The sequence below is a fragment of the Bavariicoccus seileri WCC 4188 genome (genome assembly GCF_000421665.1).
Classification (GTDB): Bacteria; Bacillota; Bacilli; order Lactobacillales; family Aerococcaceae; genus Bavariicoccus; species Bavariicoccus seileri.
Genome location: NZ_ATXL01000025.1, coordinates 1 through 21950 on the forward strand (window position 1 = coordinate 1; position 21950 = coordinate 21950).

Here is a 21950-nt window from a genome sequence, read left to right on the forward strand (position 1 = left end):
AGGTCTTTTTCATGATATTTAACTCTTCTTCAGTGTGTTGATTGGGATGTGAGTGGGGCTTTGTACTCTTATTTCTTAAACTATCCCATGTCCCATCATAGTTGTCTCTCCAACGTTTGACTTGCATCCGATTTGTGTGATATTTGCGTGCAGCCTTGGCATTATTATCATGTTTAACCGCATAATCAACGACTTTCTTTCTGTATCGCATTTCTTCTGTTATAATATTCTTCATAGGGGAAGCTTTCCTTTCTGTGGTGTGGTAATTACAGTATAGCAGAAGCTTCCTCTATTTTTTTATTTTCATGTAACACATGTATTGTAACCTTACAAGTTACGGTACCAAAATTTAGAGCCAATTTCAATGGGCCAAGCCAACCAGTGACTATCAGTTAGTCTGTCGTCGTGTGATCTAATTGTTGGGATAGGATGTCATACAACAATGGGAAAGTCTCATAACCTTCTTCTGTCATAAAGTGTCCGCCAGAATGACGTTGGTAGAGCTTAGCATCTAAATGATGAGCCATGGCGACTGTCAGATCTGTTGGCACAATCTGATCGTTTACGGATGTCACAACGACCCTAGTAGGTGTAGCAGCTTTGATTTTAGCGAAATCAATGGGACCACCATCAGAAATAAACTTGTCTAATTCTGGTAAGTTTTTGACGGGTTGGTCGAATCCGGATACCAAGTATAAGGCAGCAAAGTTTGGTAAGTTTTGTTGGGCGCTTAAGTAATGAAGCAGAGTAACACAGCCAAGGCTATGAGCCACAAAAATAGTGCGCTCATCTATGGAGTGAACCATCTCGCCTAAAGTCTTTTTCCAGTCGGAGAGGACAGGGTAGTTGGGGTTAGGAAATGGTACGATTTGGACAGTTGTTGGTGTTTCAAGTTCAGTGGTTTCTTTTAACCAAGGAAACCAATTCCGATGAGGTGATGATTCGAAGCCATGTAGGATAAAAACGCGTGTTTCTTTTTTCTGTGACATAGGTTTTTCCTTTCTTTATGTAGCGCAAGTATTTAAGTTAGGCTTAGTATATCATCAAATTATTTTTTATAAAGAGCTAGGAACAATAATGGTTCTTTCATATCTATAATGGTATACTAGCAGAAAGATTATCAAGCATCTGAGTTACTAGTTAAGTAATCAGCTAAGTAAGCAGTCAAGAAATTGATTAAGAAATAAATTAAGTCATAAAGTAAGTCATAAATTAAGTAACGAACTAGGTTTAGTAGATTAAAAATTCGAGGAGGAATTGTGTTATGGCAAAAAAAGTGATTGTATTACATTTTGAGGTAGAGAGTCAGGCTTATCAAGCTTTTTCAAAGATCAGACAATTGCACATGGAGCGAAAGATAAAAGGGGATCAAATGGCGGTTGTGACGCATACCTCTGATGGGGCACATATGTTCAAAGTTGATGATTTTCTTGATTTTACCGGTGGCAACAATACGTCAACTGGTGGCTTAATTGGGATGCTTGTTGGTGTGTTAGGTGGTCCATTGGCCATGCTATTGGGTTGGTTTGCTGGTGGAATGATCGGTGCTACGAGAGACGCAAAGGAAATCAGTACGGCACAATCCATTTTTGGGCAAGTCATCGAGAAAATCGGCGAAGGTGAGACGGGGTTGATTTTGATAGCAGATGAAGATGATAATCGTCCTTTGAATCAACTGGTAATGCACGAATTAGGTGGAGAGATCACTCGTTTGGACTTTGATGCCGTTGAAGATGAGATTAAGAGTGCTAAAGTCGTCGAGGAAGATGCTAAGAAAAAAGCCAGTGAAAGTTGGAAAGAACACCATCAAGATAGTGAAAAGTAACGAAAAAGGTCTATAAAATAGCAATTTGCTATGGCACTTTACAAGTGATTAGTGTATTATGTTGGTAATATAAACGAACAATTAATGTAAGACAATTGCGATGAAGTGGAAAGTAGACTTGATAGACCTTATTAGAGAGCTTGCGTTTGGTGAAAGCAGGTAAGGATCCATAGGTTGAAAATGGCCACTGAGCAAGTTTGCCTGACTGTGCATGTGCCTACTAAACTTAGAGCCAAGTATATTAAGGTAAGATGGGGGTGCCCATTATAGCACTTGAGTTTAGTCGAACTCAATGAGGTATCGGTCGTGAGGACGATATAAATCAAGGTGGTAACATGAGTGGAACTCATCCTTTTTGGATGGGTTCTTTTTGCACACCTAGCCATCTTATCTAACTATACGAAGTAAAGGAAGGGTCATTATGCCTATTGTTATTCCAAATAATTTGCCAGCTTACAAAACTTTGTCGGATGAAAATGTTTCTGTTATGGACGAGCATCGTGCGTCGACCCAGGATATTAGACCGCTTGAAATCTTAATCTTGAATTTGATGCCTTTAAAGTTAGAGGCTGAAACACAACTCTTAAGATTATTGTCTAATACACCACTGCAAATTCATGTGACTTTTCTAAGGACTGATTCCTACCAAGCAACACATACGCCACCTGAACATTTGAAACGCTTTTATAAAACCTTTCAACAAATTAAGCAAAAACGTTATGATGGTCTGATTATTACAGGAGCTCCTGTAGAGAAGTTAGACTATAGAGATGTCAAGTATTGGAAAGAATTGACAGAGATATTTGATTATGCCAAAACAGAAGTCACAACGACTTTCCATATCTGTTGGGCAGCATTAGCGGGCCTTTATTACTACTATGATATCGGGAAAGAAGTGCTTAAAACCAAACGGTTTGGGCTATACAAACATATAACTAATCAACCAAAAGATAGGCTATTAAGAGGCTTGGACCCAGAGTTTTATATCCCTCATTCCTGTTGCGCCAATTTAGATTTTAAGGCGATAGAAGCAAACAAAAAATTGGAAGTTTTAGCATCTTCAAAAGATATCGGCCCAGTTATTATCAAATCAAAAGATGACCGTCATATATTTGTAACGGGCCATCTTGAATATGATGCTGATACCCTTGATAAAGAGTATCAGAGAGATCTAAAGAAACAATCAGAAATTAAAGAACCGCCCGACTACTATGGAGACACTGGTCTACCAAGGCTGCTATGGCGGTCTACTGCCACCTTAATTTTTTCCAATTGGCTCAATTACTATGTCTATCAAAATACACCATATGATCTATACAAGGAGGATATTTCGTGAATATTGCAGTTTTAGGGTTTGGAACGGTTGGTAAGGGAGTAGTAGAGATTGTTGACGGTAGTGAATCAGACTGTTCTATTAAAACAATATTTGCACGCGAAAAATATAGAAATGAAATCGGGGATCGATTAGAAACTAATTTTGATAACATCTTACAGGATGAATCGATTGCTATCATTGTAGAAGTTTTAGGCGGTGAGACATTTGCTTACGACTGTATCAAAAGAGCGTTGAATGCGCACAAACATGTCGTGACAGCCAATAAAAACATTATTAGTAAGCACTTTATTGAATTAACCTCTCTAGCCAAAGAGAACCATGTTGCTCTTCATTATGAGGCAAGTGTTGGTGGTGGAATACCTGTCATTCAAACCCTGATCAAAAGTAGTGCGACTGATCAAGTCTATGCCATTTCTGGTGTTGTGAACGGGACAGCAAATTATATCTTGACGCAAATGACCCAACAGGGTAAGACATTGGAAGATGCTTTGACCGAGGCAAGAGAAAGTGGTTTTGCAGAAGCAGATGCAACGGCTGATCTTGAAGGGTTCGATGCAGCACGAAAACTAAGCATATTGGGAACGATTGCTTTTAAGCAACCCATTAGCTACGATGATATCCAAACTAGAGGAATTAATGGGGTCACTCCAGCAATCATTGAGAAGGTAACATCAAAGGGCTATCACCTAAAACATGCAGCAGTGGCAAAATATGTCGGTAATCAAATGAATCTTAGATGTGAACCAGTCTTGGTAAAAGCATCCCATCCTTTTTTCCATGTTGAAAACGAGACAAATAGCATTTCTTTTCAGTCGACTTATAATGATACAGTAACGTTGATTGGCCTAGGTGCAGGCTCTCTGCCAACAGCTAGTGCTATTGTCTCTGATATCTATTTGATTACAAGAGGACAGTATTATGATGCCATTGTGGAACCTACAGTCATCGATAAGATCAGTAATATCCCAACTGGGGAATACTTCATTGTCACTGAAGAGGAAATGGTTATAAAACCGGCTAGCCAAGTGGAATTAGACCAAAGTCAATTTTATGCATCGGTGGTGGAATAATGATGATCGTCGCAAAGTTTGGGTCGTCTTCTTTACAAAATATTGAGCATATCAAACGAATTAAAGCTAGTATTTTAGACGATGACCATAAAATGGTAGTGGTTTCTGCTTTTGGCGGGAATAAATTCGGCAAAAAACTGACGGATTTTTTGATTGAAATCTATCAGGAAGAAAATAGGTCTCGAAAGGATCAGTTGATTTCTGAAGTGATAGCCTACCATGAAGATGTCATAGCGATACTCGGATGTGAGAGAGACTATACAAAGATCTTTGAGGAAGCCAGTCTGAGGATGCATTATGGAGATTACGATACCTGTTTAGCAACTGGAGAGTATTTAAGTGCAGAGATTTTATCAGAGTATTTTGGGATGACATTTGTGGATTCAAGAGAGTTAATCTACTTTGCTAATGATAAGCAAATCGATGTCAAACGTAGTGTGGCTGCCATTCTCAAAGCTCGCAAAAGCTATCAAAATTGTCTAATACCAGGTTTTTATGGCAATTATAAAGGAGAAATCCACCTATTTTCTCGTGGTGGTTCAGATATTACTGCTGCGGTCATTGCTTATGCACTAGAAGCTGCACTGTATGAAAACTGGAAAGATACTGAGGGAATCTACAATGATGAGATCAAATCAGAAAAAGTGTACTATGATTTTCTGAGCTATGATGCTTACTATCAATTAGTATCAAAGGGGAATAGGGTCATCCATAAAGAAGCTGTTGATTTTGCACGATTAAAGCAAATACCAATCAGAGTCTGTAGTGTTGACACCAGAGGGCGTGGGACAGTGATTGGGAGCGCTAAACAAAAAGAAGCTTGTTTGAAACGACGCTTTTTCTGTGCGGGATAACAGGGTCAAAATAGGAATAGTCGACTTTAGGGGTTGGTTATGCTACAACTAAGGTAGTTTCAATGCATGTGGTAGGTCTGAGCACCAGAAAAGGATTAGAAGAAAATGAAAATCAAAAATTTTGAGTGGTTATCTTTGGGAGCTATGTCACTGATATTATTACTGAGTTTTGTAAGGACATTACTGTCAGGTACAATTGAAAAGGATGCTTTTCATCTCATTCAACTCGGCGCTGGTGTTTTGATTATAGTGATATTAATTCACTTCTCAGATCTCTTGGTAGGTAAGTTGGGAACAACTACTACTTTCTTGATACACATCTTTATCGTGTTATCTATCGGTGGTGGTAATGGATTTTCACTGTATTCTCGCTTTATCTATTTCGATTCGGTTTTACATCTCTTTAGTGGCTATGTCATCGCCGATATTGGGTATAAATTGACGGACAAAACGTGGCCGGTGTTGAGCCGAGTCGCATTTGCAGTTTGTTTTGCAACGACTTTAGGTGTTTTTTGGGAAATCTATGAATTTACTGGTGACCATTTGTTTGATTTAAACATGCAACGATATCAAGGTTTGGTAGGTCAAGCAGCATTATTTGATACCATGAAGGATTTCATCTGTAATCTAGCTGGAGCGGGGATTGCAGCAGTTGTTCTCTTCGTCACACAAAGCAATCATGTTAAGCATCTAAACCCTCAACATCATCAACCTGTACCCGCTAAGATAGAAAAAAAGGGTAAAGCTCAAGATAGGTAACTGGTAAGATAGGTAACTGGTAACAAAAAAACTTTTGCCAATATTGGCAAAAGTTTTTTTGTTCTGTTGATTAAAAATAGGTCAATAGTTCGATGACTTCTTCTTTTTTAGTATACCAACTGGTGACTAGACGAATGACCGTGTGTTGATCGTCATATGGTTCCCAGATGGTGTAACTCACATGTTCTTTCAGTGTTTCTAAGAAATCATTGTCAACAATGATAAACTGTTGGTTGGTAGGCGAATCGATAAAGAATTGGTAATTTTTGGCTTGTAGACCATTCTTCAGAAGTTGTGCCATTTCAATAGTGTGTTGGCTGATAGATAAGTATAAGCTGTCAGTAAACAAAGTATCGAACTGGATTCCTAATAGACGGCCTTTTGCTAATAAGGCACCATGTTGTTTGATGATTGTTTCAAAATGGGGAGGAACGGTTTGTTTACTTGGAAAAACAACAGCTTCTCCACAAAGTGCCCCAACCTTTGTTCCACCAACATAAAAGACATCAACAAGATTTGCTATATCTGTTAAAGAGAGGTCAGATTCTGGACAAGCCAATGCATACCCTAAGCGTGCACCATCCATGAATAATGGAATGTCGTAGGATTTGCAAATTGTCGATAATTCAGTCAACTCTTCTTTTGTATAAAGGGTCCCATATTCGGTAGGATGAGAGATATAGACCATTCCAGGTCGTGTCATGTGGCTTCTATTGTCATCTTGATAGAAGCGTTTCAAGTAATCAGCAACATCAGCTGGTTTTAATTTACCATCTTGGCCAAGCAATGTTAGAACTTTATGACCACTGTATTCGATGGCTCCTGCCTCATGAGTTGCTATATGTCCACTATCGGCGCTAATGACAGCTTGATAGATTTTCAATAGTGAGGCGATGATGATTTGGTTTGTTTGAGTTCCACCAGTGATAAAGTGAACCTCTCCATCTGGAACACCACAAGCGGATAAAATTTTGACCTCAGCTGAATCGCAGTAGTGGTCTGTCCCATAACCAGGAAGATTTTCGGTATTTGTTTTGACGATGGCATCTAAAACATTCGGATGTGCACCTTGTAGATAGTCATTTCCAAAATATAGCAAATGATAGTCAACTCCTTATTGAGTGTCTAAAAGTTATTGAGTGCCTAAAAGTTATAACGAAATAAGTTACACTCATAATAGCATAGTCTGGTAGATTAGCTACCACAAATATTGATTATAGCGGTTTCAATTACTATAAAATAGTGTCAATGAATTTGGCTAGCAGTTGGAAGGGTTTTTATACAAAAGGGCTGAGTTTTCTTCTCGATAAACTGAGTCTTATTAGTGTTTAGGGGATAAGAATAGTCAATAGGCTAAGTCCTGGTTCATCGTGAGCAAAAGTGTATCGTTATTAGTTCAATGTAAGTGATGGTATAATTAAGATGTGTTAAAAAATCTAAAAAAGGATGGAACTATATGACAAAAAGTAATGCAAGTGAGTTTGAAAAACTAAATGTAGACTATTCAAACGATGCTATTAGCCTCGCAGAATTCTTAAAGCAGTTGCCAGATGATCACCAAAGATTCTTTATGTTCGGCGTTCCTACTTATAATAATCTAGGCGACTTAGCCATAGCACATGCTGAAAAGCGTTTTTTTGAAAAGTACCTTCCAGAATTTCAATATATCGAAATAACGGAACCGCAAACAGATAAGGCCATTGAAGAATTACTGCCACTGTTACGTGATGATGATATTATCGGTTATAGTGGTGGAGGTAATATTGGAAGTGTCTACTTAAACCATGAACGTGCGAGAAGGAAAGTATTTAGCACCTTTGTTCATAATAAGACAATTTCTTTCCCTCAATCCGTCAACTTCTTGGATACCCCAGAAGGGCAAAAAGAATTGAAATTGAGTCAAGAGGCCTACAACAAGAACCCTAATTTGACGATTGTTGCCAGAGAGTCTAAATCCTTGGCGAAATTCCAACAATACTTTAAAGCAAAAGTATTATTTACAACAGATATCGTTTTATCGCTCAATCCAGAATTACCAGATGTTGATCGAGAAGGTGTCTTGTTTATTCTGCGCGAAGATTCTGAAAAGATTACAGATGATCAGTTGATTGATGAACTCTCTAAACGGATTGAAAAAGCGGGTACTGATGTAGATCAAACAGACACGACCATGCCAGAATATGCGGACGATGGTGAAGAAGAAACTGGGAAGAGAACGGTTAACCTAGTGGAAAGACGCGATTTGATCCATGACAAATTAAAAGAAATTAAGAGTAGTGAAGTGGTTGTGACTGACCGCTTACACGGAATGATTTTTGCCGTTATTACTAAGACACCAGTATTGGTATTTGATAATAGCTACGGCAAGGCTAGTTTCTCTTACTATAATTGGTTGAGAGAATTGAATTACGTTGATCACACAAAAGAAACAGATCCCAACAAAATATTAGCAATTTTAAAGAGATTGAGTGAAGTTAAAGAAAAAGATGACTATGACCTCACACATACATTCGATGATTTAGTTGACTTGATTAAAAACAAGGATGTTCAATGAGCGTTTAGCTTCGAGCCATAAGAGAATTAAAAAGCAGCGGTGACATTTTGTTGTCACTGCTGCTTTTTTTACCCAAATTTGCTGTTAATAAATAGTAGGACTAACTAGATCATTGAGCGATTAATTAATAGTGATAAAGTCGATAATGAACTAATAAAATGTAAAATTAATTACAAAAAATAGTAAAGTGTAAATTAACTTACATTTTACAATATCTACACAAGAAATCTATATTTGTTTGCTAAGCTTTAGACAGTTTCAAATTATAACACTGAATAACAGAAAAGAGGATGTCTATTATGGGAAGGCAGCAACAAAAAAACGATGCGCAGAAACTGATGATCTTTGTTTTGTCGATGTCACTATATGGGATTGCAACCATGTTTACTGAACTTATTCCTTCTATTCAAGTTGGGATTGTCGAGTTTTCTATTGAGTATTTTTTCTTTATTCCTTTGACGTTAGCCATGTTGCTTGATCCATTATCTGTGGCACTTGGGGCTGCTACTGGGGAATTAGTTTTCAGCGAAATCATGCTGGGCCAATTTGGCGGGTTGGGGGAAGCCGAAAAGTTTATAACTGTCACGATTGGTATTTTGGTTGCAGGACGTCTTGTCACTAACCCGACGGATAAAAAGAGGGTTGGTGTTGCAGCGGCGTTAGGTGTCTTTGTACAACTTGGTCTTGGTTTTATTGTAGATGTTCTAAAAGTTCAACTAGCTGTTGAGGATTTTGAAGCAGTAGCTGGGTTACCAGAGAGTGTCTATTTTACGGAAGGATTTTCGTTACTCAATGATTTCCTATTTTCAGGGATTTTGTTTTGCATTTTACCGACATTGTACCTTGTTCCCAAATTATACGGCAAAATTGAGCCTTTAATGGGCATTCGTCCTAGAGACAAGTCCTCATTTATTAACTCTGGGAATGCGATTAGTGGCAAAACTCTATTTTATATGTTTATTGCCTTTTTAGCAGCCATTGCAGCGGAGTTTTTATCCGAAACTGGTTTCGAACTGATAGATTGGGAGGCGAGTTGGGCAGAGTCGTCACCGGCAATGTTGTTATCAATTATGACAGCTGTTGTCCTTCTTATAATTGCTGTCATAGTGATCGTTAAACGGCGTTCAAAAAAAATAGCACCTTCGGAGTGATACTATGATTACTATCCGCAATTTGTCGTTTACATATCCTGGAAGCCAAAAGACAACACTGAATCAGATTAATCTGGATATTAAAAAAGGTTCGTTTGTAGCAGTGGTGGGCAACAATGGGTGTGGTAAATCTACGCTATGTAAAGCTATCAACGGGTTGATTCCACATTTCTATGAAGGAGATTATTCTGGAGAAGTTAAGGTTGATGGAACTCTTGTCACTGAGGCTGATATTAGCGAAATAGCTCAATTAGTCGGTTATGTCTATCAAGATTTTGAAAACCAAATAGTTCGTCCAACGGTCTTAGATGATGCCTCCTTTGCCTGTTTGAATTATGGGCGAATGGATTACTTACAGAGAGGCGAGACTGCCATCAAACAAGTAGGGTTATCTCACAAGCTCAAAGATTTTATATGGGAGCTTTCTGGTGGGCAAAAGCATTTGCTGGCTTTGGCGGGTGCGTTATCTCTTAATCCTGATGTCTTGATACTCGATGAACCCATTGCTCAATTAGATCCGTTAAAGGCAAAAGAAATCTACCGTACTTTGAAATACTTAAATGAAAAGTTAGGGAAGACAATCATCGTAATCGAACATCATACTGATTTTATTGCAGAGTATTGTGAGGAAGTTATTCTCGTCAAAGAGGGACGCATAAAGTGGCACAAACGAACGAAAGAGGCCCTAAACCTAGTGGAAGATCTTATTGCTGAGCATGTTTATCCGCCAAGTGTCACTATCGTAGCACAGCGACTTGAAAAGCAAATTGGCAAAAAAACGACAGACCAGTTTCCTATTTCGTATGATGAAGCCCGTGGCTATATCGAGATGCTCATCACCCAAGGTTTAATTGGTAATCATTCAGGTGTTTCTGGAAATAATACAAAAAATGAAATAGTAGAAGAAACAGAAAAAGGAAAAAATATAACAAAAATAAGAAAATCAGTAACTATAAAAGAAGAAATAAAAAAAGGCAAAGAAATTAGAGGCAAAGCAAATATAGAAAAGCCGCTTATTCGTTTAGATCATATATCCTTCTCATATGCAAAAAAAGCAAAAAAGCGAGAAGAAAAGTTATTATTCAATGATTTGTCTTGCGATATTTACCATGGAGAACGTATTGCATTAGTTGGCTCTAACGGAGCTGGAAAAACGTCACTCTTGAAAATAATGATGGGCTTGACAAAGCCACTTCATGGTCTGGTCTATCTAGAGGGAAAGGATGTCTCGGCAGTACCCTTTTCTGAAGTGACAGAAAAGATTACTTATATTTATCAAAACCCTGAGGAAATGTTTATTAGAGATTCAATCCGTTCAGATATCGAGTATGCGATGAAAGAGAGAAATCATCAGGATTATCAAGAAAGAGCTACCGCTTTGATCAATCAATTTTCTCTATCGGAAATCGAATCTTCTGATGGTAGGTTATTATCGGGAGGACAGATGAGGAGGGCTTCTCTAGCAATTGGCATGGCATTGGAACCAGAGCTAGTGTTATTAGATGAACCAACAGCAAGTTTAGATATTGCGACGAGACACCAAATTTTAAAGACATTAAATGATCTGGCAAGTGGCGATAAGACAGTTGTGATTGCGACTCATGATCTACAGTTGATGAGTGAGTGGGCAGAACGAATAATTGTATTGCATGATGGCAAAATGATTGCCGATGGTTCCAAAAACCAGATTTTTAATGACAATATGGTAGCTGATTTGGTTGGAATAAAAGCTCCAGATATTTTTAAATTGGGTAAAATCATTCATCCAAATCTTAACAGTTATACGATTGATCAATTTGTAGGATCCATAAAAGGGGGCACTATCATATGAGTCGTTTAGGAGAATCAATTGGCTCTAAACTTAATATAGATTTCTTAAGAGATCAGGTGATCCAAAATGCATACGGCAATCAAAATACTCCTATTGCTACATTAGATCCTCGAACTTTGTTGATCTGGTACCTTTTTTTCGGGCTTTTTCCATGGTTTGTGAACAACGTTGTTATTCTATTTGCTTGGTTTTTATTGGTAAGCTTGACGACTTATCTTGCGAGGATAGCTCCTTTGGTATTAGTGGTATTCTTTGTGGGTGTATTTTCTCAAACGGGTTACTTATTGATTGTTGCTCTTTTTTTTGGTGGCAATGGGACACTCATTCCTGCGTTATTAGTTTTAACACTAAAGGTTTCAATAGTATCATTGGCATCAGTGACTGTTTTTTCTGGACTGGACCCTGATCAATTAGCCAGTGGTTTACTCTATTTTAAGTTCCCAGATCAACTCACGTTCTCGATTGCTTTCGCTTACAGAATCTTGCCAATCATGCTTGAAGAATACCAACACATTCTTTTGTCATACAAACTAAGAGGTGTAAGCCCGGTCGGCGGTGGACTGATTAATAATATAAAAATAATGGTGAATCAAGTTACTGTGATCATGATTTCATTTTACCCTTTAATTTTGAACACTGCCAAGCGATCACGGACATTAATTGAGTCTTTGGAACTTAAAGGCTACCGTCGATCAATGAAAAATCCCAAAGTTCGACAAATAAAACTGGCACACTTAGAATTCAAAACTAATGATCTGATATTTAGCCTTGCCTCATTTTTCTTTGTAATGGCCACTGCAATCACTAGTTTGTATATTACTCTATAACTATTGCCAGCATAGCTATGGTCTGAATGCCTTTAGTATACTTAAAATGTAACGACAAGCTGTGAAAATGTTACAGTAAGTCTTTAAAAACAATCTGCTTAAGCAATAAATTAAAGCACCAACCTAAAACGAGAGAATAAAATAGCACATAAAACGATTAACTATAAAGGAGCTTTAACATGATTATTGATTTTCATACACATGGCAAACTTGCTAAAACACTAACATTTAAAAAAGAATATACAAAGTGGTTGTTCGATACTGCGATTGAGTCAGGCTTAGAAGCCTTATGTTTGACCGAGCACTTCAACACCACGCAATTTGAGGATTTATATGAATTTGTTGCAACAGAATTAACACCTCATGGAGATTGCTTTATCTATAAGAATCAACTAAAAGTTTTTCCTGGTATAGAAATTGATATCAACGAAGGTGGGCATAACTTAGTGATTGGCCAATTAAAGGACATTCTGGCCATCCACAATGATTTAAAGCCTTTTATGAAAAAAGGACATTTCATTCCTTTAGAAGGTCTTGGTCAGTTAGTTAAACAGCATCCGGTTATATTTGGCGCTGCTCATTCATACCGTGAAGGTGGAAATATCCCCTCTTTAGCACCAGAGCTTCTTGCGAACTATGATTTTATTGATTTGAATGGTAAGGATTTTGCTGCTAAGGGAGAGTTATGTGAATTTGAGGTTAATTCATTTGCTAAGTCTCTTGAAAAGCCTGTTGTAGCAGGTAGTGATACGCACCAAGGCTATCAATATATGACGGTATACAACAATTTCAGATATGATGTCGATACAGTTGAAGATTTGAAAAAAGCAGTTTTAAGTGAAAACTATACCGTTCATACTGCAAGTGATGCAGTATTTAGAGTCGAGACGGCAAGTACGTTGAAAAAGGCAATGAAACAAATCGATGCATTAGGAGGCAATTATGTTTCAATTTTGCCTCATTAACTGAACGACAACTAAACGAGCAAAACAAAAAAGAAGCCAATTAAGCTTCTTTTTTGTTTTGTATCCTTGTTATATGCTCTAAACAAATCACAATTTAAACCGTAGACAATTGTTTTCCTATCACTAGGTTAAAAAGAGTTCCTTCTTTAATTAACTAATATTTTTCAAAGTAAATGATATAAGAAATAACAACATCTTCTTTATCATAGTGTATGGCTGCACAAGGTAGACTGCTATATAAAGTTAATGATTTCATAGAGGAATGTGGTCGATATAGTTCTGTTTTAAATGATATAAACGATCAAGATATTCAATAGCTTGATCTCCAGCACTCTTAGCAACAAGGACAGTCAAGGTATCAATAATAGCGACTGGAGCAGTCATAGAGTGATATTCTGTTTCCTCGCCACGATACACATATAGGTTGATATCTGCTCTGTTAGAAGAGCTATCATACAGTTGGCTAGTAAAAAGAACTGTTGGGCAACTAATGTTTCTAGTATGTTCTAGTAAGACTTTTGCTTCTTGTGAGGCTTTTTGAAAGCTAAAAAGAATGAGTAAATCCTTATCTGTAACTTGTGTTAACTGTTCAAAGATTTCAGATCCACCGCTTGCTAAAAGGTTGGTGGTTAGTCCAATCCGATTAAGCCGAAAGGCAAAAAGCTCAGCAAGAGAATGCGCCGCACCTTTGGCATGGAAATAGATGGTTTTTGCAGTCAGTATATGGTTTATTGCTTCATGCATCGCTTGTTGATCAATCATTTCTAGCGTTTTTTCAATTTGAAAGGCATGGTAAAGAAGTGATCTTGAAAAATCTGATTGTTCGCTATTTTTCATTGCCTTACTAATTTTTTCAGCTGGGGAAGCAACGGTTTTTGTCGTCACAATGGATGTTTTCAAATCCTTAAAAGAATCATAGCCAGCAATTCTTACAAGTCTAGATATCGTTGCAACTGATGTCCCACTAGCCTTGGCTAAATCGTTGATAGTCATAAAAGGAATAGTGTCAATATGTTTATAAATATAGTTAATAACGTATTTTTGCCGCTTAGTATAGGTAATGTGATCGGTTAAGAACAAATTATTTGTCATAGGTGCCCCTTTAAAACCAGTTTATTCTTCTTCTAAAGATATTTTATTCAGTGATTCTGGCAGTTTGTTGTCAGCAATATCATCCAATAGGGCGTTAAGTGGCTCGAAGAAATCCGCATTTTTGTCAGGAACTACAGTCCCACTTTTCACCACGCAATAGATATCTGTTAAATGCTTTAGGTTATTCAACGGGTTAGTTGATAGAATTAACAAATCAGCCATTTTAGAGGGTTCGATGGTCCCAATTTTATCCTTTAAACCAATAATTTCAGCATTACCAGCAGTAGCGCGAGTGATAACGTCAATCGGTTTGAGATTTGCAATCTGGCTAGCATAATCGAGTTCACGCCAGAAATCATAATGGGTTACAAAGGTCATTGAGGCATCATTGCCCACTCCAATTTTGATATCATTTTCCAGTGCTTGTTTGTAACCGGTAATCATATTGTGATAAACGATTTCAGCATTTTTGACTGTTATCGGGTCGAGTTTCAAGTCATTAGGATCAAGTAGGGTGAATGGAGCGGCAGGTGCAAAAGTTGGGATGAGTGCAGAGTATCCACGGTAGCTCTTCGGATTATTTTTGAAGAGTTGAATAATTTCTTCATCCATTGCTGCCCCATGCTCGATTGTATCGACGCCTGCTCTTAAAGCTAATCGAACGCCTTCGGTACTTTGAGCATGTGCAGCGACCATCAAATTGACTTTATGAGCTTCTTGACAGATAGCTGTCATCTCTTCTTCAGTGAATTGCAGAGCACCCGCTTCTCCGACACGCCTTGCATCTGTGACACCACCTGTGGCACAGATTTTGATCCAATCGACACCAGCTTTAACATTCTTGCGGACATTCTTACGACCGTCCCAAGGAGAGTCGCTCTCAAGAGCTAGATAAGGAGCGCCATGTCCACCAGTTATGCTCAAGAGGAAACCTGAAACTAAGAGATTTGGATAGATACCGACTTCTTTTTCAGCATCATCTCTTAATTTAACATCAAGATAATGGAATTCACCGACCGAGCGAATAGTGGTGACTCCCGTTCGCAGTTCAGTCAGCGCGTTGTGTTTCATTCGGTCGGTAAGAATCTTTTTCCCAACTTTTGTTTGAAGAAGTGCTGCAATGGTTTTAACGACTACAGCTGTCGGTTTTTTATCGGAAAGATTCCCTGAAGCAAATAAATGGGCATGAGCATTAATTAAGCCCGGAATGATGTACTTGTCAGTGACATCAATCACGTGGGTCATCTCATTCCCAGTGATAGCAATATCATCTCCTAATTCAGAAATATTCCCTGAATCATCAACCACGATATCTAACTTCACAAAATCATCCGCATGCGGTAATAAGACAAGACCACCTTTTATAATACTTTTCATAAGAATCCTCCTCACCATACCCTGCTAATAACACAGAAATGACGCTAAAACTACCAAAAGTAGAGTAATTAACCACACAAAAAACGTCATAGACTCCCCATCATTAAACGTAAACAAGAAACTGTAGACTGTATGACATTATTCTAGTCACTTATTAAAGGTATTGTATAACCGCCAATGGTATAAGTCAAAAGGCAACTGTTGTTTATTGATCGTTAATGACAGTTTCTAGGGCATTTTGGACGCTATTAGTGTATAACGTGCCAAATTTGTTTAAATGTACCATCAAATAGTAGAGACGGTAAAATTCTAATCGCTTTTGATAACCAGGAGCTAGTGGGTAAGCTTCTTGGTAAGCTTCGTAAAAATCAGAGCTGAAGCCACCAAATACTGTGGTGACACCAATATCTAATTCTCGGTCTCCATATAAAGCCGCAGGGTCTATGAGTGCGGTACTACCGTCTGACAAGAACATGTAGTTACCACCCCATAAATCTCCGTGAATCAACTCAGGCTTACTGTCATGTTTTTCTAAAGTAGCGACGATGATTTCTCGATCCTTTTTGTAAAGCGTATGATCTTGTTCTGTCCATAATCCTTTTTCCAGGATCACTTGAGCTAATTTATCAAGACGGCGATTAACAAAGAGGTCTATCCATGAATCAGTATAGCTATTGTCAAAGTTGATACTACTGCCAGAGTAAGGATAGTCAAAGCCAAATTGACCATTTGGTGAAGCAGTTTTATGGAGTTTGGCCACTAATTGACCTAATTCTCTTTGACTACCACTTCCTTTTTCTAAAAAGTTAAGTAGCAAAAAAGCATCACCATTTATCTCCCCAGTAGCGATGACACGTGGTGCCTTAATTCCAGCCTCTTTAAAGGCATTTAATCCAGCAATCTCGCTTTCATAAAATGACTTTGGGTGATTAGGTTGTACCAATAAAAAGTAACGTTGTTTGGTTGTTACCACTTGATAGGCATCATTGACGTCCCCACCTGATATCGGCTTGATATCTGTGATTTGGTCGATTGGTAACTTTTTGATCCAATTTTTGTCCATTTTACGTTCCTCCCTTATACTATAAACGTAACAGTATCGGTTAAAGAGCTCAAATAACACGCATTACCTGTCAACATTCAAGTTCATATCAGTAGTCAATTTTGTGTCAGTAGTCAATTTCATGTCAGCAGTCAAGAATGTGTTCATGTAAAACTGACGGATAGATTTTTCAATGAGCAAGTTAAGCTTGAAATAAGAGCTTCTGCCTTTAAAATGAAATAAGGGATATGATTATCCTATAAGCAATATAAAAACGATATAAGCACGATACAACACGTTATAGTCAGAATATATACATAATATAACCACTATTAAACAGGAGATGTGAATCAATTTTATGGGACTGCAAGTATATTTTGTGCGACATGGACAAACGGTTTGGAATGTGGAAAAGAGAATGCAAGGGTGGCAGAATTCACCACTGACATCTCAAGGTGTGCTAGAGGCAGATTTACTCGGAAAGGCAATGGCGCAAATGGTCCAAGATAGCGATATCGATGACATTGATAGAATTGACACTAGTCCTAGTAAACGAGCGATTCAAACTGCTGAACACTTAAACCATTTTCTCAATACAAAGTTGGAGACAGTGCCTGAGTTTCAAGAGCTCAACATGGGAGATTGGGAAGGGCAATACTTCGCAGCTATTGAGGCCAAAGATCCAAAGGAATGGCATGATTTTTGGTTTGATCAATCTCACTATCAACCGCATAACGGTGGGGAGACTTTTGACGAGCTATCAAAACGCGTTCGCACAGGTTTTGATCGTGTCGCCGAAGAGGTAAAAGACGGAACAATTGTTATCGTCTCTCATCGCATTGCGATTCGTTTTTTGATTTCTAGTTTAGTAGAAGAGAATGTTCTTGAGATTCCTGACCCCAAATCAACAAGCTTATCCCATATAAGACGAGATGAACGTGGCGTTTATGCTGTTGATTTTCTGAACCGAATCGTCTATTGAGGTCTGGTTAGTTTCTATAGTTAAATGACGAACGATTGAAAAGGTATCAAAAGTAAAAGTTAGGGTTTTAATTGTCAATAAACTCCTATATACTAGTGTAACACCTGTTTAACTACTTAAAAACGAATAAAACCATAAATGGAATCATTAATACGATTATGAATACAATCATGAATACAATCATGAATAGGCAATGACTAATATCATGAATGAAAGCAGAAAAACTGACTCATGAGAAATGGGTCAAATTCTAGTAGTTAGGATGGAAAAAATGGATCTATTAGGAAATGATTTGTTACAATATGCTTCTCATAAAGGTGAGGCTAAGGCTGTTGAGCCGCTTTATAAAACAGCTATTCTAGGTTTTTTAGCGGGGGTTTATATTTCTTTAGGCTATTTACTCTATTTCAAAGTGATGAGTTCCATAACAACCGATCTGAATGCCTTGATTGGTGCACTTTTTTTCCCAATTGGATTGTTATTGATCGTAGTTGCAGGTGGAGAGTTATTTACCGGCAATATTCTGGAACTTTCGCTTGGTTTCTATTTAAAAGTCATTAGCTTCAAGGATATGGTAAAGAATTGGTTGGTGGTCTTGATTTTCAATGCTATAGGCGCAATGTTGACAGCTTTTTGCGCAGGGTCGGTCATGCATTTTGTTACTAATCAGAATCGTGATGTGCTGGAACATATGGTTCTATCTAAGATTGATGCGAGTCCATTAGAGATGATTGTTTCAGGGATATTCTGTAATGTCTTAGTTACTTTAGCCATCTGGCTTGCTGATAGTAGTCAATCACATATTTCAAAGATGGTTCTGATTTGGCCACCAGTAGCTGCTTTTGTCTTCTTAGGTTTCCAACATAGTGTTGCGAATGTCTTTCTGTTGACGATGGGGATGAATAGTGGGCTTAACTCACTGTGGGAAATGCTCTTCAATCTCTTTTTTGTCGTTGTCGGGAATTTAGTAGGGGGAGCACTGGTTGTTGGTGGTATGTATGCCATGGCTTATAAGGCAGATAGTGTCCATGTTACAACTACTGACGATGTCGCTGAGGTCATCAACCAGTAATAATTTTTTAAAAGCTGTGGTTATTAACCAGTATTAGTCTTTTTTTTAGCTGAAGGTACTAACCAGTAATAGTTTTTTTAACAGCTGAGGTCATCAATCTGTAACAATCTTTTAGAATAAGACAAACATACAATGAATGTGAATTTGCAATTGAGAGTGTTGGATCATCTTTTTCAAGATGGTCCTTTTTATTTTGATTAGTAGATTTGTAAAAAGAGATTGTATATAGCGAAGTAACCCATTTCAATAAATCGCTATCAAAAATTTTGTAAGCTTATTAAAAAATCTTTCTTAAATGCTTCAATTTGTGAAAAAAACTGGATTTTTTGAGCCTCAAGGGTAGACTAATAAGATATTAGGAGTATAATGCGGTTGTCTATGTCTATAAAGATATACAATAATATTACAGGAGTGATTGATTTTGACCGACACAATTGACGGCTGGGTTGCTGGCTTAAAGGTGCTAGAAGAGTGGGGTATCCGCAATGCTTATGGATTACCAGCTGGCTCTCTTAACTCGTTGATGGACGCATTTGAGAAAGAACAAGGGAATATTAACTTTGTTCAAGTTAGGCATGAAGAAGTTGGAGCACTTGCTGCTGCAATGAGTGCCAAATTTACTGGAAAAATAGGTGTTTGTATCGGTTCCGCCGGTCCAGGAGCAACTCACTTGTTCAATGGACTATATGATGCCAAATATGATAACGTTCCATTGTTAGCCATCGTAGGACAACGACCATTAAAACAACTCAATCTCGATATGTTCCAAGAATTTAACCAAAATCCTTACTTTGTAGATGTGTCCGTCTACAACAGAAGAGTGGCATATCCTGAACAATTGCCAAAAGTCTTAGATGAAGCTATTCGTACAGCCTATGCTAAAAAAGGTGTTGCAGTAGTTGAAGTACCAGTTGACTTTGGTTGGGCTAAGATTGATAAGAAAGATACTTATTCTGCTGCTAATGCCTATAGAGAACGTCCACTATTAGACCCAGATGAAAAAGACATCAAAGCTGCTGTTTCTATTTTAGAAGAAGCAGAAAAGCCAGTTATTTATGCTGGTGTTGGGACCCGTGGTTGTGGCGAGGCCGTTGTTGAACTTTCTAAGAAAATCAAGGCGCCAATCGTTATTACTGGGATTAACTTTGATAACTTCGATTACGATACAGACGCTTTGTTAGGGTCTGCTTACCGTGTAGGTTGGAAACCAGCAAATGAAGTCTTAGAAGAAGCAGATACTATCCTATTCATTGGAAGTAACTTCCCATTCTCTGAAGCAGAAAATATGTTTGGCAATATCAAGAAGTTTGTTCAAATTGATATTGATCCTTTCAAACTTGGTAAAAGACATCATGCTGATGTTTCAATCCTTGGAGACGCTTCATTAGCCATTGATAAAATTTTGAGTGAAGTTTCTGTTAAGACTGATAATGGATGGTATGAAGCTAATATCGCTAATAACAAAAACTGGAAGGAATACATGCAAGCCTTAGAAGAACGTAATGAGGGCGAATTGCAATTGTTCCAAGTGTACAATGCCATCAATAAAGTGGCAGCTGAGGATGCTATTTATTCTATTGATGTGGGTAATACAACCCAAACATCCATCAGACACTTACACATGAATCCTAAAAATATGTGGCGGACGTCGCAATTATTTGCCACGATGGGTAACGGTCTTCCAGGAGCTATTGCCGCTAAAGCAGAACTTCCAGAGAGACAAGTTTGGAGTCTATCAGGTGATGGTGGCTTTACGATGGTCTTCCAAGACATCGTGACAGCTGTGAAATACAAATTACCTTCTATCAACGTCGTTTTCACCAATGAACGTTTTGCTTTCATTCGTGACGAACAAGAAGATACTAACGATCATTTCTATGGGGTTGATATTGCTGATATCGACTTCGCCAAGATTGCTGAAGCTCAAGGGGCTAAAGGCTATACGGTTAGAAAAATTGATGAGTTAGATAAAGTCTTTGCACAAGCTATTGAGGATGAAAAAAATGGTCATGTGGTTGTCATTGATGCTAAGATTTCACTTGATAGACCAATTCCAGTTGAACATTTACAACTAGACGACCGTAAATTTACTTCAGAACAAATCAAAGCTTTTAAAGAAAGGTATTATGGCGAAAACTTGTTGCCATTGCACCATTTCTTGAAAGAACAAAAATTATAAGAATAATTCACAAGAACAATTTGTGAGTACCATCAGGACAAGTTGTAAGAACTGTTAATTACAATGAATATTACAACGAATAAATAGGAGAAAGATTACTCGAAATCTCACTGATTTTAGGGTAATCTTTTTTTATGGGACATTTCATAAATATGAAGATCAGTTCCTATCGGATATGAACTGTGAGTTCATAAAATCTAGTGCTTATAATAGGAAAAGGAGATAAATGACGAGAGTTAGAGCTAATTTACTAGATATGGAGCTAAATAATAAAACAGTCCAACAAGCTATTCTGAATAATAAAACTAAAGTATTGGAGATGACTTAATGGTCAAAAAAGATAACAAAAAGAAAACTAGAGAACAGATGAAAGATGGTAAGAAAATAAGGTCTCAAAAAGAACGGATGTTAGCTCAAGAACTTTATCTGGCATCGGATCCTGAATTAAGACGCGATGCGTTAAACGGGAGGCGATTACTCCGATTGATCAATCAAACCGATGAGACTCAATTGGATGATAGAAAACAACTCGTGAAGGAATTGTTAGGAGCTAGTGGTGAAAATATTTATATTGAACCACCGTTCTTCTGTGATTATGGAAAAAATATTGCTATCGGTGAAAACTTCTATGCCAATACAGATTGTATTTTCTTAGATGTCGCTCGTATTTCTATTGGTCATAATGTCATGTTTGGACCACGGGTGTGCTTGTATACTCCTGGTCATCCTATCGATGCGGTGGTGCGTACAAGTGGACCAGAATTTGGCAAAGAGATCAGCATCGGCGATAATGTCTGGTTAGGGGGCAATGTTATTGTTAATCCGGGAGTCACAATTGGGGATAATACAATCGTTGGATCTGGTTCGGTCGTAACGAAAGATCTTCCCAGTCATGTGATTGCTGCTGGGAATCCTTGTCGGGTCATTCGAGAGATTACAGATGAAGATCAGCGTTACTGGGAAGAGCAACAAGCTATTTTCCAACAAGATTGTCAAATTTGACTTGCATTAGGACCTGCCCTTTATTATGATAG

The 21950-nt window shown here is 37.9% G+C and carries 20 protein-coding genes and 1 other annotated feature; of the genes, 14 read left to right on the forward strand and 6 right to left on the reverse strand.

The features are described 5' to 3' along the window. Together H541_RS11810 and H541_RS0106495 are read right to left on the reverse strand one after the other, a co-directional pair. Positions 1–235 (reverse strand): helix-turn-helix domain-containing protein (locus H541_RS11810; RefSeq protein WP_022796516.1); only part of this gene is annotated, 235 nt, incomplete at its 3' end. Positions 236–392: 157 nt separating this feature from the next. Continuing rightward, positions 393–989 (reverse strand): RBBP9/YdeN family alpha/beta hydrolase, encoded by a 597-nt coding sequence (locus tag H541_RS0106495; protein ID WP_022796517.1) that lies wholly within the window; start codon positions 987–989, stop codon positions 393–395. Positions 990–1264: 275 nt separating this feature from the next. On the opposite strand from H541_RS0106495, the gene H541_RS0106500 reads away from it, so the two are divergent. The 5 genes from H541_RS0106500 (at position 1265) to H541_RS12790 (ending at position 5844) form a co-directional block, all read left to right on the forward strand. Continuing rightward, on the forward strand, positions 1265–1825 hold the full coding sequence (locus tag H541_RS0106500) for a hypothetical protein (protein ID WP_022796518.1): 561 nt from the start codon (positions 1265–1267) through the stop codon (positions 1823–1825). A 91-nt stretch (positions 1826–1916) separates the two neighbouring features. After that, positions 1917–2182, forward strand: a binding site (T-box leader). A 64-nt stretch (positions 2183–2246) separates the two neighbouring features. Next, positions 2247–3161 (forward strand): homoserine O-succinyltransferase, encoded by a 915-nt coding sequence (locus tag H541_RS0106505; protein WP_022796519.1) that lies wholly within the window; start codon positions 2247–2249, stop codon positions 3159–3161. Next, on the forward strand, positions 3158–4231 hold the full coding sequence (locus H541_RS11815; protein WP_022796520.1) for a homoserine dehydrogenase: 1074 nt from the start codon (positions 3158–3160) through the stop codon (positions 4229–4231). The genes H541_RS0106505 and H541_RS11815 overlap by 4 nt, the downstream gene beginning before the upstream one ends. Before the next feature lie 2 nt (positions 4232–4233). Then, complete coding sequence (locus tag H541_RS0106515) at positions 4234–5085, forward strand: amino acid kinase family protein (protein WP_033420829.1); 852 nt, start codon at positions 4234–4236, stop codon at positions 5083–5085. 105 nt (positions 5086–5190) lie between these two features. Then, the gene (locus H541_RS12790) at positions 5191–5844 is read left to right on the forward strand and encodes a DUF2238 domain-containing protein (RefSeq protein ID WP_022796522.1); all 654 of its coding nucleotides are present in this window, start codon (positions 5191–5193) and stop codon (positions 5842–5844) included. Positions 5845–5914: 70 nt separating this feature from the next. On the opposite strand, the gene H541_RS0106525 is transcribed toward H541_RS12790, so the two are convergent. Continuing rightward, positions 5915–6943: a threonine aldolase family protein gene (locus H541_RS0106525; RefSeq protein WP_022796523.1), complete on the reverse strand. Its 1029-nt coding sequence runs from the start codon at positions 6941–6943 to the stop codon at positions 5915–5917. Between the two features lie 357 nt (positions 6944–7300). Here H541_RS0106525 and H541_RS0106530 point away from each other — a divergent pair, with 357 nt between their 5' ends. The 5 genes from H541_RS0106530 to H541_RS0106550 all read left to right on the forward strand — a co-directional run bounded on the left by H541_RS0106530 (position 7301) and on the right by H541_RS0106550 (position 13172). Next, a complete protein-coding gene (locus H541_RS0106530; protein WP_022796524.1) occupies positions 7301–8398 on the forward strand; it encodes a polysaccharide pyruvyl transferase family protein in 1098 nt (365 codons plus the stop codon). Positions 8399–8697: 299 nt separating this feature from the next. Next, a complete protein-coding gene (locus tag H541_RS0106535; RefSeq protein WP_022796525.1) occupies positions 8698–9549 on the forward strand; it encodes a DUF8171 family membrane protein in 852 nt (283 codons plus the stop codon). 4 nt (positions 9550–9553) lie between these two features. Continuing rightward, positions 9554–11380: an ABC transporter ATP-binding protein gene (locus tag H541_RS0106540; RefSeq protein ID WP_022796526.1), complete on the forward strand. Its 1827-nt coding sequence runs from the start codon at positions 9554–9556 to the stop codon at positions 11378–11380. After that, entirely contained in the window at positions 11377–12207 is an 831-nt protein-coding gene (locus H541_RS0106545) for an energy-coupling factor transporter transmembrane component T family protein (RefSeq protein ID WP_022796527.1), read from the forward strand. The genes H541_RS0106540 and H541_RS0106545 overlap by 4 nt, the downstream gene beginning before the upstream one ends. Before the next feature lie 179 nt (positions 12208–12386). After that, complete coding sequence (locus tag H541_RS0106550; RefSeq protein WP_022796528.1) at positions 12387–13172, forward strand: PHP-associated domain-containing protein; 786 nt, start codon at positions 12387–12389, stop codon at positions 13170–13172. A 252-nt stretch (positions 13173–13424) separates the two neighbouring features. Here the strand turns inward: H541_RS0106550 and H541_RS0106555 are convergent, their stop codons facing one another. The 3 genes from H541_RS0106555 to H541_RS0106565 all read right to left on the reverse strand — a co-directional run bounded on the left by H541_RS0106555 (position 13425) and on the right by H541_RS0106565 (position 16704). Next, complete coding sequence (locus H541_RS0106555) at positions 13425–14264, reverse strand: MurR/RpiR family transcriptional regulator (RefSeq protein WP_022796529.1); 840 nt, start codon at positions 14262–14264, stop codon at positions 13425–13427. A gap of 21 nt (positions 14265–14285) precedes the next feature. Next, positions 14286–15641 (reverse strand): metal-dependent hydrolase family protein, encoded by a 1356-nt coding sequence (locus tag H541_RS11825; protein WP_022796530.1) that lies wholly within the window; start codon positions 15639–15641, stop codon positions 14286–14288. Between the two features lie 205 nt (positions 15642–15846). Next, entirely contained in the window at positions 15847–16704 is an 858-nt protein-coding gene (locus H541_RS0106565; protein WP_022796531.1) for a fructosamine kinase family protein, read from the reverse strand. A 337-nt stretch (positions 16705–17041) separates the two neighbouring features. Between H541_RS0106565 and H541_RS11830 the strand changes: the two genes are divergently transcribed. The 4 genes from H541_RS11830 (at position 17042) to H541_RS0106590 (ending at position 21918) form a co-directional block, all read left to right on the forward strand. Next, positions 17042–17665 (forward strand): histidine phosphatase family protein, encoded by a 624-nt coding sequence (locus H541_RS11830; RefSeq protein ID WP_022796532.1) that lies wholly within the window; start codon positions 17042–17044, stop codon positions 17663–17665. Between the two features lie 271 nt (positions 17666–17936). After that, entirely contained in the window at positions 17937–18737 is an 801-nt protein-coding gene (locus H541_RS11835) for a formate/nitrite transporter family protein (protein ID WP_022796533.1), read from the forward strand. 418 nt (positions 18738–19155) lie between these two features. After that, complete coding sequence (gene spxB, locus H541_RS0106580) at positions 19156–20916, forward strand: pyruvate oxidase (protein WP_156831887.1); 1761 nt, start codon at positions 19156–19158, stop codon at positions 20914–20916. Positions 20917–21300: 384 nt separating this feature from the next. Beyond that, positions 21301–21918, forward strand: a complete 618-nt coding sequence (locus tag H541_RS0106590) for a sugar O-acetyltransferase (RefSeq protein WP_026501686.1) — start codon at positions 21301–21303, stop codon at positions 21916–21918. Positions 21919–21950 lie beyond the last annotated feature (32 nt).